Annotated in this window: 15 protein-coding genes; 10 read left to right on the top strand and 5 right to left on the bottom strand. The window is 58.2% G+C overall.

Annotated features, from left to right (window positions below; all coding sequences use genetic code 11):
• The first annotated feature begins 9 nt into the window (after positions 1-9).
• Positions 10-1,587: an aldehyde dehydrogenase (NADP(+)) gene (locus OGV19_RS02665; RefSeq protein ID WP_264312004.1), complete on the top strand. Its 1,578-nt coding sequence runs from the start codon at positions 10-12 to the stop codon at positions 1,585-1,587.
• 3 nt (positions 1,588-1,590) lie between these two features.
• On the top strand, positions 1,591-2,847 hold the full coding sequence (locus tag OGV19_RS02660; RefSeq protein WP_264312003.1) for an NAD(P)/FAD-dependent oxidoreductase: 1,257 nt from the start codon (positions 1,591-1,593) through the stop codon (positions 2,845-2,847).
• Between the two features lie 129 nt (positions 2,848-2,976).
• Here OGV19_RS02660 and xenA read toward each other — a convergent pair whose 3' ends face one another.
• Positions 2,977-4,068: a xenobiotic reductase XenA gene (gene xenA, locus OGV19_RS02655; protein ID WP_264312002.1), complete on the bottom strand. Its 1,092-nt coding sequence runs from the start codon at positions 4,066-4,068 to the stop codon at positions 2,977-2,979.
• 49 nt (positions 4,069-4,117) lie between these two features.
• Between xenA and OGV19_RS02650 the strand changes: the two genes are divergently transcribed.
• The gene (locus OGV19_RS02650) at positions 4,118-4,453 is read left to right on the top strand and encodes an ArsR/SmtB family transcription factor (protein ID WP_264312001.1); all 336 of its coding nucleotides are present in this window, start codon (positions 4,118-4,120) and stop codon (positions 4,451-4,453) included.
• Positions 4,454-4,555: 102 nt separating this feature from the next.
• Here OGV19_RS02650 and OGV19_RS02645 read toward each other — a convergent pair whose 3' ends face one another.
• From OGV19_RS02645 to OGV19_RS02630, 4 genes are all read right to left on the bottom strand, one after another.
• On the bottom strand, positions 4,556-5,173 hold the full coding sequence (locus tag OGV19_RS02645; protein ID WP_264312000.1) for a helix-turn-helix transcriptional regulator: 618 nt from the start codon (positions 5,171-5,173) through the stop codon (positions 4,556-4,558).
• The gene (locus tag OGV19_RS02640; protein WP_264311999.1) at positions 5,173-5,811 is read right to left on the bottom strand and encodes a hypothetical protein; all 639 of its coding nucleotides are present in this window, start codon (positions 5,809-5,811) and stop codon (positions 5,173-5,175) included. The genes OGV19_RS02645 and OGV19_RS02640 overlap by 1 nt, the downstream gene beginning before the upstream one ends.
• 157 nt (positions 5,812-5,968) lie before the next feature.
• On the bottom strand, positions 5,969-7,606 hold the full coding sequence (gene mqo, locus OGV19_RS02635; RefSeq protein WP_264311998.1) for a malate dehydrogenase (quinone): 1,638 nt from the start codon (positions 7,604-7,606) through the stop codon (positions 5,969-5,971).
• 348 nt (positions 7,607-7,954) lie between these two features.
• On the bottom strand, positions 7,955-8,146 hold the full coding sequence (locus OGV19_RS02630) for a DUF4223 family protein (protein ID WP_264311997.1): 192 nt from the start codon (positions 8,144-8,146) through the stop codon (positions 7,955-7,957).
• A gap of 204 nt (positions 8,147-8,350) precedes the next feature.
• Here OGV19_RS02630 and OGV19_RS02625 point away from each other — a divergent pair, with 204 nt between their 5' ends.
• The 7 genes from OGV19_RS02625 to OGV19_RS02595 all read left to right on the top strand — a co-directional run bounded on the left by OGV19_RS02625 (position 8,351) and on the right by OGV19_RS02595 (position 13,567).
• Positions 8,351-8,968, top strand: a complete 618-nt coding sequence (locus OGV19_RS02625; protein ID WP_264311996.1) for a LysE family transporter — start codon at positions 8,351-8,353, stop codon at positions 8,966-8,968.
• A gap of 432 nt (positions 8,969-9,400) precedes the next feature.
• Complete coding sequence (locus tag OGV19_RS02620) at positions 9,401-9,664, top strand: hypothetical protein (RefSeq protein ID WP_264311995.1); 264 nt, start codon at positions 9,401-9,403, stop codon at positions 9,662-9,664.
• Positions 9,665-9,756: 92 nt separating this feature from the next.
• A complete protein-coding gene (locus OGV19_RS02615; protein ID WP_264311994.1) occupies positions 9,757-10,032 on the top strand; it encodes a DUF3077 domain-containing protein in 276 nt (91 codons plus the stop codon).
• A gap of 169 nt (positions 10,033-10,201) precedes the next feature.
• Positions 10,202-11,725 (top strand): tyrosine-type recombinase/integrase, encoded by a 1,524-nt coding sequence (locus tag OGV19_RS02610; protein ID WP_264311993.1) that lies wholly within the window; start codon positions 10,202-10,204, stop codon positions 11,723-11,725.
• Between the two features lie 962 nt (positions 11,726-12,687).
• Positions 12,688-12,867: a hypothetical protein gene (locus OGV19_RS02605; protein WP_264311992.1), complete on the top strand. Its 180-nt coding sequence runs from the start codon at positions 12,688-12,690 to the stop codon at positions 12,865-12,867.
• Positions 12,864-13,091, top strand: coding sequence for a hypothetical protein (locus OGV19_RS02600; protein ID WP_264311991.1), 228 nt, complete (start codon positions 12,864-12,866; stop codon positions 13,089-13,091). Before OGV19_RS02605 ends, OGV19_RS02600 begins: the two co-directional genes overlap by 4 nt.
• Positions 13,091-13,567 carry a hypothetical protein gene (locus tag OGV19_RS02595; protein ID WP_264311990.1) on the top strand — a complete coding sequence of 159 codons (477 nt, stop codon included), beginning with the start codon at positions 13,091-13,093 and terminating at the stop codon, positions 13,565-13,567. Before OGV19_RS02600 ends, OGV19_RS02595 begins: the two co-directional genes overlap by 1 nt.
• The last annotated feature ends 565 nt before the right edge of the window (positions 13,568-14,132 follow it).

Below are 14,132 nucleotides of genomic sequence, written 5' to 3'. Positions count from 1 at the left end.
GGAGGCTCCATGCCCCTGACAGGCAACCTGCTGATTGGCCAAACGCCGGTAACCGGCAGCCACGACGCCATCCGCGCCATCGACCCGGCCACCGGCCAAGCGCTCGAACCCGCCTACCTCGGCGGTACCGGTGAGCACGTGGCCCAGGCCTGCGCACTGGCCTGGGCGGCGTTCGATGAATACCGCGAGACCTCGCTCGAACAACGGGCACACTTTCTTGAAACCATCGCCGAACAGATCGAAGCCCTGGGCGATGCCCTGATCGACCGCGCCGTCGCCGAGACGGGCCTGCCCAAGGCACGCATCCAGGGCGAACGCGGCCGCACCTGCACGCAACTGCGCACGTTTGCCCGTGTGGTACGTGCCGGCGAGTGGCTGGACGTGCGGGTCGACAATGCCCTGCCCGAACGCCAGCCTCAGCCGCGCCCCGACCTGCGCCAGCGCCAGGTGGCCCTGGGGCCGGTGGCGGTGTTTGGCGCCAGCAACTTCCCCCTGGCCTTCTCGGTGGCCGGCGGCGACACCGCTTCGGCGCTGGCCGCTGGCTGCCCTGTGGTGGTCAAAGCGCACGGCGCCCACCCTGGCACCAGCGAGCTGGTTGGCCGGGCAGTGGCCCACGCCGTGAAGCAATGCGGCCTGCCCGAAGGCGTGTTCTCGCTGTTGTACGGCGCAGGCCGTGAGGTGGGGATTGCACTGGTCAGTGACCCGCGTATCAAGGCCGTCGGTTTTACCGGCTCACGCAGCGGTGGCGTTGCGTTGTGCCACGCCGCTCAGGCACGCCCGGAGCCAATCCCGGTGTATGCCGAGATGAGCTCGATCAACCCGGTATTCCTGTTTGAGGCAGCCCTGCAAAGCCGCGGCGAAGCACTGGCGCAAGGTTTCGTCGCTTCGCTGACACAAGGCGCCGGGCAGTTTTGTACCAACCCTGGCCTGGTGATCGCCCGTCAAGGGCCGGCGCTGCAACGCTTCGTCACCGCCGCCAGCGAACAGGTGCAACGCACTGGCGCCCAGACCATGCTCACCCCCGGCATTTTCAACGCCTATGAAACAGGTGTCGGCGCACTGGCCGAGAACAGCCATGCCCAGGTTGTCGCCAGCGGTCAGCCAGCGCAAGGCCCTAACCAATGCCAGGCCCAGTTGTTCGTGACCCAGGCCAGCGCGTTTCTGGCCGACCCGGCGCTGCAAGCCGAAGTCTTCGGTGCCGCATCACTGGTGGTGGCGTGCGACAGCGACGCGCAGATTCGTCAGGTTGCCGAGCACCTGGAAGGCCAACTGACCGCTACCCTGCAACTGGACGAGGCGGATATCGACAGTGCCCGCGCACTGCTGCCGACCCTTGAACGCAAAGCCGGGCGCATCTTGGTCAACGGTTGGCCGACCGGGGTCGAAGTGTGCGATGCGATGGTCCACGGCGGGCCGTTCCCGGCCACCTCCGATGCCCGTACCACGTCGGTGGGCACAGCGGCGATCCTGCGCTTCCTGCGCCCGGTGTGCTACCAGGACTTCCCTGACGCTCTGCTGCCAGCGGCCTTGCAACACGGCAACCCACTGCAACTGCGCCGGTTGCTCGACGGCAAGCGGGAAGGCTAGGCCATGGTCGAGCCGCTTAACGCTGCTGAAACAGACATCGCCGTGGTCGGCGCCGGCATCGTCGGCGTCGCCTGTGCCCTGCAGCTGGCAAGGCAGGGCCGTCGGGTGCTGTTGATCGACCGCGAACAACCCGGCCACGGCGCCTCTTTTGGCAACGCCGGGCACTTGGCTACCGAGCAAGTATTCCCGATCGCCGACCTGTCGATCCTGAAACGCCTGCCCAGCATGCTCATGGACCCCATGGGCCCGCTGCGCCTGGACTGGAAATACCTGCCCAAGGCCATGCCCTGGTTCACCCGCCTGCTGCTCAACCTGCGGGCGGCGCCGTTTCAACGCAGCGTGGCCGGCATCCGTGCGCTGAACGAAGGCAGCCTGGGGGCCTGGCAGCGTTTGCTGGCATCCATCGAGCGCGGCAACCTGCTCAAGGAAGATGGCTCGTTGCTGGTGTTCGAACGCCCACAATCACGCCAGGCGCTGGAGGCCTTGCGTGCGCGTATGCGCCAGCAGGCCGTGCCGGTGGACTTCTGGTCGGCCGAAACGGTGCGCACAGCGGCCCCGCAGTTGAGCCCGTCGCTTCTGGGTGGCCTGTTCTTCCCGCGTACCGGGCACTTTCTCGACCCCTACCGGTTGGTCTGCGAACTGTTCGAAGCGGCCAAGGCCTGTGGTGTGCGCTTCGTTCGGGCAGCGGTCAGTGACGGTCAAGTGGAGGCTGCCGGCGTCACCTTGAGCAGCGACCAGGGCCCGCTGAAAGCCCGTCAGGTGCTGGTGGCCTGCGGCGCGCATTCGGCGAAGCTCACCACAGCCCTCACCGGCAAGCGGGTACCGCTGGACACCGAGCGTGGCTACCACTTGATGTTGCCGGGTGAACATCAACGGCTGCCGTTTGCCGTCACCTCGCTGGAGCGCAAGTTCATCATGACGCCCATGGCCGAAGGCTTACGGCTGGCCGGCACGGTGGAGTTCGCCGGGCTCGATGCGCCGCCGAGCATGCAGCGGGCGTGGCAGTTGCATCGGCTGAGCAAGGGCTTGTTTCAGCAAGATCTGGATGCCGAAGGGGCGACACCGTGGATGGGGTTCAGGCCGTCGTTGCCGGACTCACTGCCGGTGATCGACCGGGTGTGTGATGGGCGGGTGATGCTTGCGTTCGGGCATCAGCACCTGGGGCTGACCCAGGCAGCGGTGACGGCGGAATGGGTGGGGCGGTTGGCTGACCGGGAGAGAGGGCCGCACATGGAGGCTTACCGGCTGGACCGGTTCTGATCAGGGCCGGCCTCTTCGCGGGGCAAGCCGGTCCCACAGGCTCCCCGCTGGCCTTGAGGTTGGCGGCTACTTGTGGGAGCGGGCTTGCCCCGCGAAGAGGCCGGCCCAGGCTACTGAATAATCAGCAACTCAGCGATAACGCTCAAGCCAGTGCGCATAAGGCGCCGGCAAGGTCCACGACGCTTTATCCACGCCCAATTCCTTGGCCGCGAAGTACGCCCAGTGCGGGTCAGCCAGGTGCGCACGCCCTACCGACACCAGGTCGAGCTGATTGGCTTTAAGCGCGCCTTCAGCCAACTGCGGCGTACCAAAGCCCCACGCCGACGTCACCGGCAGGCCAGCCTCGCGGCGTACGCGCTCGGCAATCGGCCCCATGAACGCCGGGCCCCAGGGGATGTTGGTTTCAGGGATGGTGAAACCGACGCTGACACTCAGCAGGTCCAGGCCACCGGCTTTGAACATTCGGGCCAACTCGATGGATTCGTCCAGGGTCTGCTCATCGCGGCCGTCATACTCCAGCACACCAAAGCGGGCCGTCAGCGGCAGATTTTCTGGCCAAACCTCACGCACGGCGGCCAGGGTCTCCAGCAGGAAGCGGCTGCGGTTCTCGAAGCTGCCGCCATAGGCGTCGGTACGTTGGTTGGAATGCTCAGAGAAGAAGCTCTGGCCCAGGTACCCGTGGGCAAAGTGCAGCTCGATCCACTCAAAGCCCGCATCACGTGCACGGCGGGCGCCATCGACGAAGTCCTGCTTGACCCGGGCGATGTCGTCCAGGGTCATCTCGCGCGGCACTTTCGGCAGGTGGGCGCCGAAGGCGATGGCCGATGGGGCGATGGTGTCCCAGCCGCGGGCATCGTCGGCGGCGATATGGTCGTCACCTTCCCACGGGCGGTTGGCGCTAGCCTTGCGCCCGGCATGGGCGATCTGAATGCCCGGCACCGAGCCTGCAGCCTTGATCGCCTGCACCATCGGCACGAACGCCTGGGCATGGGCGTCACTCCAGATACCGGCGCAGCCGGGGGTAATGCGCCCTTCCGGCGCTACCGCCGTGGCCTCGACCACCACCAGGCCGGCACCGCCACGGGCCAAACCGGCCAAGTGCACGTGGTGCCAGTCGTTGACCATGCCGTCTTCGGCCATGTACTGGCACATTGGCGGGATGGCAATGCGATTGCGCAGGGTGACGTCTTTGAGGGTATAGGGTTCGAACAATGCGGACATGAGGGACTCCGGGGTCATTTGAATACGATAGTTCGATCATAATCGAACTATGGCAATAATTGAAAGGCCCGTTATCATGTCGACCATGCGAGCCTACAAACATCCCAACCCTGAAGACCTGATCCTCGAGCGCCTGCTTTACGCCCTGAGCGACCCCGTGCGCATGGAGATCGTGCGCCACTTGGCGGGCGTTGCCGAGGCCAGCTGCGGCGAGCTGGATGGCGGCCGGCCGAAGTCGAGCATGTCGCACCATTTTCGCGTGTTGCGCGATGCGGGGCTGGTGCATACGCGTAATGTCGGCACTACCCATATGAACTCGTTGCGCAGTGAAATGCTCGACGAACGGTTCCCTGGGTTACTGACGTGCATTCTTCGGCAGCAATAATTCCTGTGCGGGCCTCTTCGCGGGGCAAGCCCGCTCCCACAGGAGATTAGCGGGGTATCTGTGGTATCGGGCTTGCCCGCGAAGAGGCAGGCATGAACAACATCACAGGTCTTTCTTGATCAGTGCAAACCTGCACACCTGCCCTCCCCTCAACATGCATTCCTCATGGCTGACCTCTGCGCCTCCCAACGCCCCGATCAACGCCAGGTCCAGCTCGCAGACCACGGGATGCGCCTTGGCCAAGTGATGGAACACACAATTGTGCGCCACGATCTGCGGCTCCCCGGCTGAACGAAAGAACACCTCGGCCTCATACCCGGCCGTGTTCATGTGCTGCACGATGCGCGCCTCATCCACCACCTGCTGTTCCAGGTCCGCCGCCAGCTTGCGCCCCAACTGGCGCATCAGCACCCGCAGGGCGTCATGGCCGATGATCCCGGCCACTTCACCGATCAGCAGATTGGCCAACAGCGGGTACTGCCGTGGGAACAGCTCACGGGCATGCTCGGTGAGCTGGTGCAGTTGCTCCGGGCGCCGCCCGGTGGGCCGGGTGGCGCCGCGCATCACCAGGCCGTCGCGCTCCAGTGCGGCCAGGTGCTGACGCACGGCCGTACGCGTAATGGCCAGGGCCTGCGCCAGGTCGTCGATGCTCATGCCTGCCGGCTGGTGCAACAACGCATGGAGCAGGTCCTGTTGGGTACGGCCAAGCCCTTCGAGCATCAGAACTTGTCCGGGAACTGCTTGACCAGCGCTGCCGTCAAGGCGTCCGCCAGTGCCAGGATATGCTCGCGCATCATCCCCCAGGTGCGTGCCTCACCGGCGTAGTCGCCCGCGGCAAGCTGGTCGATCTGCGCAATATGATGGCCGCCATGGGCGCCCAGCATGGTGATCAGCGTCTGCTCGGGCAGGTTGGGGTTGGCCTTGGCCAGGAACGCGGCAATCGCCTTGGCGTTGCTGGTCAGGTCATCGACGGCGGCCTGCTGGCCTTTTTTGTCCTTGCCCACGGTGGCATCACTGTAGTGCTTGATGGCACCCCAGTGGCCGGCGAGCAGTTTGAGCAACTGGTCGGCTGCCGTCTGGCCGTACAACGGCGCAATGCTGTTGGCGATCCGGGTGGCATCGGCGACCACTTCGTTGGCCGCGACTTCGGCTTGCTTGGCATTGCCGGCCTGGTTGGCCACAGCGTAGTTGCGGACCCAGAAAATGTGCTCGACCCAGAGGTCGCGCAGGGCCAGGCGCGTGGTCAGTGCACCAGCTGCGGCGGGTTTGGCGGCGGGGGTAGCGGTTGAGTAACTCTGGCTCCATGCCGGCTGTGCGCACAGCGCTAGCAGCAGTAAGGCAGCAATCTTGAGGTTCATGACGGCACCCTCCTGGAGGGGGATCGACTGACAAGATTAATTTAAGCATCAAAATATGTTTTTATTAGTTCCCGCCTGGGTTTCCGATCAGCGGCTTTGCCCGGAAACAAAAAAGCCACGAGGTCACCCCCGTGGCTTTCGTTCACAACAGTGTCGCTTACAGCGCCATGTCGTTCTCAGGCTTGCTTTCAACCGGCTGGGTTGGCGCACCGCCGAAATCAACGCTCGCGTCGATCACTGGCGGCTTCTCCAGCTGCAGCACTTCAGCGGTGTAGTTCCACTCTTTCTGCGTGGCGGCTGCCGAATCATTGAGCTTGGTGCCATAGCTCGGCACGATTTCTTTGATCTTGGCTTGCCACTCAGGCGTTGCCACTTTCTCTTTGAACACGGTTTCCAGCACGGTCAGCATGATCGGTGCAGCAGTCGATGCACCTGGCGAGGCACCCAGCAGGCCGGCAATGGTGCGGTCTTCGGAGGCCACGACTTCGGTGCCCAGCTTCAGCACGCCGCCCTTCTCGGCATCACGCTTGATGATCTGCACGCGCTGGCCCGCCTGCCACAGGCGCCAATCTTCTTTCTTGGCGTTCGGGAAGTAGGTGCGCAGGGCTTCGAAGCGGTCGTCGTCAGACAGCATCAGCTGGCCAGCGAGGTACTCCACCAGCGGGTATTGTTCGATACCGACCTTGGTCATCGGCCACACGTTGTGCAGCGTGGTGCTGCCCAGCAGGTCGAGGTACGAGCCGTTTTTCAGGAACTTGGTCGAGAAGGTGGCGAATGGCCCGAACAGGATCACCCGCTTGCCGTCCAGCACGCGGGTGTCCAGGTGCGGTACCGACATGGGCGGTGCGCCAGTCGAGGCAATGCCGTAGGCCTTGGCCATGTGCTGCATGGCAACGGTCGGGTTCTCGGTCACCAGGAACGAGCCACCCACCGGGAAGCCTGCGTATTCCTTGGCCTCCGGGATGCCCGACTTCTGCAGCAGCTTCAGCGCGCCGCCGCCGGCACCGATGAACAGGAACTTGGCGTCGGTGGCCGATTCGGTACCGTCCTTCAGGTTCTTGTACTCGACGTGCCAGGAGCCGTCCTTGTTGCGGGTGATGTCCTGCACTTCGCTGGACAGCTTCAGGTCGAACTTGTCCTGGGTCTTCAGGTGGCCAACGAACTGGCGGGTGATCTCGCCGAAGTTGACGTCGGTGCCAATCGGCGTCCAGGTCACGGCCAGCTTCTGGTTCGGGTCGCGGCCTTGCATCATCAGCGGGACCCACTTGGCGATCTGCGCGTGGTCCTCGGAGTACTGCATCGGGCGGAACAGCGGGCTTGCCTGCAGCGCGTCATAACGCTTCTTGAGGAACTTGATGTTGTCATCGCCCCAGACGAAGCTCATGTGCGGGGTGCTGTTGATGAACGAATGCGGGTTCTTCAGCACACCCTGACGCACCTGCCACGACCAGAACTGGCGGGAGATCTGGAAGGCTTCGTTGATTTCGATGGCCTTGGTGATGTTGACGTTGCCGTCTTTGTCTTCAGGGGTGTAGTTCAGCTCGGCCAGCGCGGAGTGGCCGGTACCGGCGTTGTTCCAGCCGTTGGAGCTTTCTTCGGCGACGCCGTCCAGGCGCTCGACCATTTCCATCGACCAGCTCGGCTCCAGCTCGTGCAGCCAGACCGCCAGGGTGGAGCTCATGATGCCGCCGCCGACCAGCAGCACGTCGACTTTCTTGGTTTCTGCCGCGTGCGCTTGCATGACGCTCGCCGCGACAGCCAGACCCAGCAAGGTCTTGCCAGCTTTCTTGAACATTGATCGATTCCAATGATTAGCACGTAAGGGAGGCCTAGGCTGGGCCTCGTATCTCTCTGTCCTTTAGCGCGCGCTTGTTATTGATCATTGGAGTCAGCAGCCAAGAGAAACAGTCAACGCACAGCCGATGGTCGAGTTGACCCGCCATGGCTGAAACGATTTTCCGATTGTAACTGAATTGCCAGCACAAACAAATTGAGGGGCTGTGCGTCAAGGCGACAGGTTGTCCCAGGTGTACGGAAAAGTGGATACGTGGACGACTGCTGGAAAAACAAAAGACCCCGGCCATTTGCATGACCGGGGTCCTTGGATCACGCCGCAAGCGCCGCGATCAGGGTATCGCCAAGATTACTGCTGCTGAGGCAGTTTATCGATTGGGCCGCAGCCACCGATGACCTTGGAGATGGAAACCGAAGGGTGGAACAGGTAGTCGTACGAGCAGTTCTTCTGCTGGTTGTAGACTTGACCAGTGCAGCCGGACAGCAGGGCAACGCCCGAAACGACAGCAACGGCAACAGTGGCTTTCAACAGCTTTTTCATACTAAGTCCTTTAAATGAATCGTCGGCCATCGTACTGATGGCGTCCGAATCATACAGAACCAAGGCATTGGATCCAAGTCGCTCAGGCCGTGATGTAACAATACGTCGCGTTATCGCCGTATTAATGGACAGTTGAAAAGTAGGCCGCAGCGGAAGATAGTCTGTAGTTCTGCCCCGCATCTGCACGCTTACAGGAGTTTCCCCATGCTCGGTGTTACCGACTACGGCGCCTTTGTCATCGCCTTCATCATCGTCCTGGCCATCCCCGGCCCGGGCAACTTTGCCTTGATCACTGCCACGGGCAAGGGCGGCATCAAAGCTGGGCTTGCGGCAACCTGCGGGGTGATTCTGGGTGACCAGGTGCTGCTGTGGCTGGCCGTGGCCGGCGTTGCCACCCTGCTTGCCGCCTACCCCGCCGCCTTCCACGTGGTGCAATGGGCGGGGGCTGCGTACCTGGCCTACCTGGGGCTGCGCATGCTGCTGAGCAAACCTGGCGGCGCCCCGCGTGCGAGCCGCATGGACAACGGCCATTACTTGCGCCAGACGATGATGATCACCTTGCTCAACCCCAAGGCGATCATGTTCTACATGGCGTTTTTCCCGCTGTTTGTCGACCCGGTGAAGCACCAAGGGTTGGTGACCTTTGGCTTCCTGGCGGCGACCGTGGCGGTGGTGACGTTCCTGTATGGGTTGATTGCGGTGGTGCTGACCCACAAGCTGGCCGAACGCATGCGCGCGAACCCACGGATTGCCAACCTGTTCGAGCGGTTGGCGGGGGCTTGCCTGGTCGGGTTCGGGATCAAGCTGGCGGCGATGCGCTGAGGGTTGTCATTCGGGTTCGAGATTGCCGGGGCTGCTACGCAGCCCCAGGGTTTATCCAGAACGCATAAACAACAGGAGAGCGCAGTTCTCATTTCCTGGACTATAAAGGATGGCAAATCAGCCTTCCGCCCTACAGCTAACCTTCAGTTTTTTCCCCTATCTTGTAGTCCATTTCCCAAACATACTGCCGATCCGCTCAAACTGTTGCGAGTGCTTGGGTCGCGCTCTAGTCTCGCCCTGTCGTTGCCAAATCAACGACTGGCTTTGACAGGCCGACAACCCAAGTTTCCGTTACAGCGCTTCATGGCGGCTGTACATAGGGCACATTCGTGTGCGCCGGGTTGCTTGGGTACCGGTCTGTCAACCTGTGTATAGCTGCCTCCATTCGTTTGACAGCGTTGCCAGGCAGCTCCACTTACCCAAGGAGCTTTCATGCGCAAGATAGTCCCCGATCCGCCCTACTCCCTCGATTCCTCGCAGATACTGCAGGACACCCTGATCCAATCCACAGAGTACGTCCTCTGTGCCCTCTTCGTAGCCCGCCAATCCGTGCAACTCAAACCCACCTCCCCCAGCTCGATCGTGATGCAGGCAGTCATCCACGAGATGGAGGCAGTACAAAGCCTGGTGGAGTCCGCCTTGATGCAATTGCAGATGCAGCCGCACATCCCCGCAGCGCCGGGCACGGTGCATTGAACATTCGAAAAGCTGCGTAGCCAGGCCCGGCCCCTTCGCGGGCTTGCCCGCGAAGAGGCCCGACCCGGCACTAAAGATTCCAGGGAGTTCAAATGACGACTACAGCCACCCCAAAGCCGCCCACTACCGTCGGCCTGACAACGTTCTACCAAGGCGAAAACCAAACCCACCCACTCTTTCGCATCGAACCCGGCATCTGCTGCCAAAGCGCCCGCGAACAGGCATCCGAGCTGATGGGCTACGTACGCGACATGACCCTGACCGGGTTGATGGATGGCGATCAGAAGTTGATCTGGGCTTCGCATTACCTGAGCGCGATGGCCAAGGCACTGCTGGATGATGCGGAGCTCGGGATGATGAAGCATTAACGCCAGACAACGAAAAAGCCCCGCAGATTTTCATCTGCGGGGCTTCTCGATATATGGCGGAGAGATAGGGACTCTAAGATTTCAGTTCTACAGCCCACAAACCACGGCATCTATTGGCTTTTGTAGGCTTGAGTGGTCAAAATGAGTGGTCAAATTGGAGATTACTCAGATGGCCGACCACCTCACCCAGAAAGATGGAGAATCGACATGGTATGTCCGTATGGCAGTGCCTGCCGATGTGCGGCATGCCTTTGGTGGGCGTGCCAAGCTAATCAAGACCACCGGCACCAGCAACCGGGCCGAAGCGATGGACAGACGACTACCGATCCTCGCACAGTGGAAGGCTCAAATTGCAGCAGCAAGGGAGCGGAAGCTCGTATCAGGCGACCAGTGGCGACTTGCTCAGCACCAAGCAGGACTGGGCATTCAGACGAGCCGGAGTAAGGCTGTCAACTTCCTGCTCACACCACCTGACTTAAGCACACCACCGCCCCCACCACCTAGGGGACGGGCTGCCCTGATACAAGACCTTCACCGCATGGCTGATGATTTAAGATCAGATGGGATCAACGATTTTGCGGATAGATTTATTAACCATGCGGATAAGATGTTGCGGCTCTTTGAGAAAGGCATAACGCCACTCGAAGGTCTCGAACTACAAAACGATCTTCTGATGATTACAGCAGACATGGAAGCAGCATGTATTGCAGAAGAGTACAGTCTTTCTGACGCTGAGCATCAGGAAGCAAAGGCAATCGTGCATAACCCAGCAATATACAAACCTGTCAGCCCCATTACAGATGGTCGCTTAGAGAAATTCCGTGCTTACCGAGTTAAGGAAGGCATTGCAAACAAGACCATAGACCAGCAGGAAAGCAAGCTCAAGAAGCTCTCCCAGCATCTACGCGATCAAGGGAAACCCTTGACCAATGAGACTGTCGCTGGATGGCTGGAAACGCTCAATTTATCAAGCAAGACCAAAGCCCAGTATCTATTAGCCGGTTCAACATTCTGGAAATGGGCGATGAAAACCGAATCACACTGGCAGGAATTGCATAAAGGTCAGGACAACCCATTCAAAGAACAAGAACTCCCAAAAGTGCGTGGCAAAGCTAAAGTAGATGCATCACGGAAGGCATTCACCCGAGAGCAGATCGAAGGTCTCTACACAGTCGCTCAGGCACAAAAAAATCAAAAATTGTGTGACCTAATAATGCTTGGCGCGTACACCGGATGCCGAATTGAGGAAATTGCACAACTTCGAAAAGAATCAATTTCGAAAATTGAAGGTGTATTAAGCTTCAAAATTGGCGAAAGTAAAACCGCTGCCGGCATTAGGGAAATACCAATACATCCAGCAATCCAAAGCACGGTAGCTCGACTGATTGCAGATAGTGCTGATGGATTCTTACTCCCCAGCTCAGCAGGCAACCAATACGGCATCAGATCAGACTCACTCAGCAAGGCATTCGGTAGACTTAAAAAAGCGGAAGGTTATGGCACGCAGTATGTATTCCACAGTGTACGATCCATGGTGGTTACTCTATTGGTCCGAGCAAATGTACCCGGGCCTACCATTGCAAACATTGTGGGGCATGAAACCGGCACTGTTACATATGATGTGTATGATGAAGGTGCCAGCCCGCAGCAGAAACTAGATGCGCTATCTAAGCTGTCATTCAAATTCAATTAAATGCTCAAATACATGCAACATCTATTGACAAAAACCGAGTTCAATTGATATTATTAATCAATATCTGAAATTGTTTTAAGTTCGATTTCAGATATTCCTCTATGTCGTCTGACATTTGCTGAGTGCTGTATTTCTCATCTCTGCGCAGCTCTCACGCCTTTGGGTTCCCTCTAATTTCCCCAAAGTCACCTATTCTTTCCTTATGCCCTCTACCGCTTGCGGTTTGAGGGCTTCTTTTTGTCCAACGGATTACCCGTTCCGGGCTCTATATAACACAACATAACCACTCAATTCATAACCCAAGGAGGTCTTATGACGAATACCCGTACCTGCTGTATCTGCAACAAATCGCTTCAACATAGACGATCAGACAGTCGAACCTGCTCTAGCTCTTGCAGATCGAAACTCTTTCGCTCCAACAGAAATCAAACAATGTTGGTAAAGTTTCATGTGCCGCACATCATCTTTACCGAGCTTACAGTTAAGGCTTTCTCGGCCAATCAAACCATCAATGAGTACTTGAGCGATCTGGTGGTGAATCAATGAATAACTGGCTAGTCATCCATCGTCAATCCAACCTAATCGTTAACTGCTTTGAAGACTGCAAGCCAGAAAGAATTGCTGCCCAACATAAATTGATAGAGGTGTCAGAGTTCGTACTAAATAAGTACTTTGCAACGCTGGCCAAGCACACGGATGGTTCGTGTGTGGACTCTGGTGAGTTCGCATTAATCAGCCCAAGCTTCCTCGAAGCGCTCAATGCCTCTTAATCCTACATCTGCCCTACACCCTACATGCCTCTAGAGCGCTCTACGGTGCGTTTAGAGCGATGTTTCTTTAGGCAAGGCTACCCTACGCACCCCCTATATTTGCACCTCTCCAGCCTTTGATTTACGGGGGCTCAATAACCCAAAACAGCCGAGTCCGAGACGTTTATCCACCTTATATTAAAAGGAGTACTTATGAGCTTACATGATTTTGAAAGACAGCTTGCAATTGAGCAGGTGACTCACTACCGCCGTTTACAGGCAGCAGCTGCTGCAAGTGGGGATAAGGCTGAATATCGCCGCCGTGTAGATCAGATTGACATTCTCACTACCAAGCACAACCTACACCTAAACAGACATGGGGAATCTGAATGAAACAAAACAACTTTATGACAGCTTTTGCGAGAGTTGTAGAACGTCATAAACGAAAGCCACACAGGCAGAGCGTGGCACAAGAAATTAGGGCGCCCATTGCAAAAGCACCGATTACACACACCGCTCCAGCAGTTATTAAACCCAAAGAGTTCGATCCCGCCGAACACAGGGCCAAAGTAATGACTGCGTTTTATCAATATATGCACAAAAGAGGAATAAAATAATGTCTGAGAAGATCCAAATTAACGGTGCCCCACCGAAATGGAATGATGCTGAATTTAAGCGTCGCCTAGAAGATGCTGTGAAGCTCTACAAGCTCACCACGCAATCAAAGCAAGGGGTATATGCACCCTTGCCACATGACTTCCTTGAGCTTGTTGCTGCCAAATTTGCAGAGGGATACACCATCGCCCGCAATCATGCGGTAGCTACGGACCCACTCCATTACAGCTGCATGCTCATAAAACCAGAACATCTGCAAGAGCAAGATATTGCAGAGTTAAAAATAAAAGTGAAATTTGAGTACGTCGAATGGTTGGAAGCGGAACACTCCCGTTATCAAGATCTACTGCGGCAGCAACTAATCCAGAAGCTACAAGAGAAAGAGCGCAAGGCTGCTGAGACAGCTAAAGCCAAACAGCTGGCTCAGATAGAGGCAGAAGTGCAAGCCTGTTACTCGCCTTTGGAGATCCCTGCGTAATCCAACCTGAGCGTTAACAATGAAAACAACAGGATTAAAAAGCCTGCTAGCTATTGCTGGTGGGCTTTTTTTGTGTATACAAAAAGGTTTCCAAACCCTTTTGATCCCGATAAATGCTGGGGATGGCCGGTGTGGGTGCTAAACGCACAGTCAGTTTCCACTCTCATTTATGAGTGGATACAACGGATTCAACAGGTTTTTTATGAAATCGTGAACGATCCCCAGCGACCACAGGCCTAGGACGCATTCTCAGGCGATTCTGGCACGATCTGGCCTTGGTGGTATTAAAGGGCTAGCGGGTTATAGGAGAGGCGCTGCAATCGGCTCGGTTTAAGCCGTAGCTGGGGAGTGGTTTTAGGGAGGAATCAACGCGGCAGCGGTAGATTACGGACCGGCCGGTTCGCCATGAGCAAGAAATTTATTGACTTTCCGGGGCTATAAGAGTATAAGCACCACCTCTAATTTCAGCACCCAATCTCCACACGACCGCTTTCGTTTTACGAACTGCGCATCGTAGGAGGTTTTGTCATGCCTGCGATTTGAGCAGTTACACCACCACACTGAA

The sequence above is a fragment of the Pseudomonas putida genome (genome assembly GCF_025905425.1).
Lineage (GTDB): Bacteria > Pseudomonadota > Gammaproteobacteria > Pseudomonadales > Pseudomonadaceae > Aquipseudomonas > Aquipseudomonas putida_AF.
Note: the sequence above shows the minus strand (reverse complement) of the source record. Positions and strands in the feature narration are given on the sequence as shown.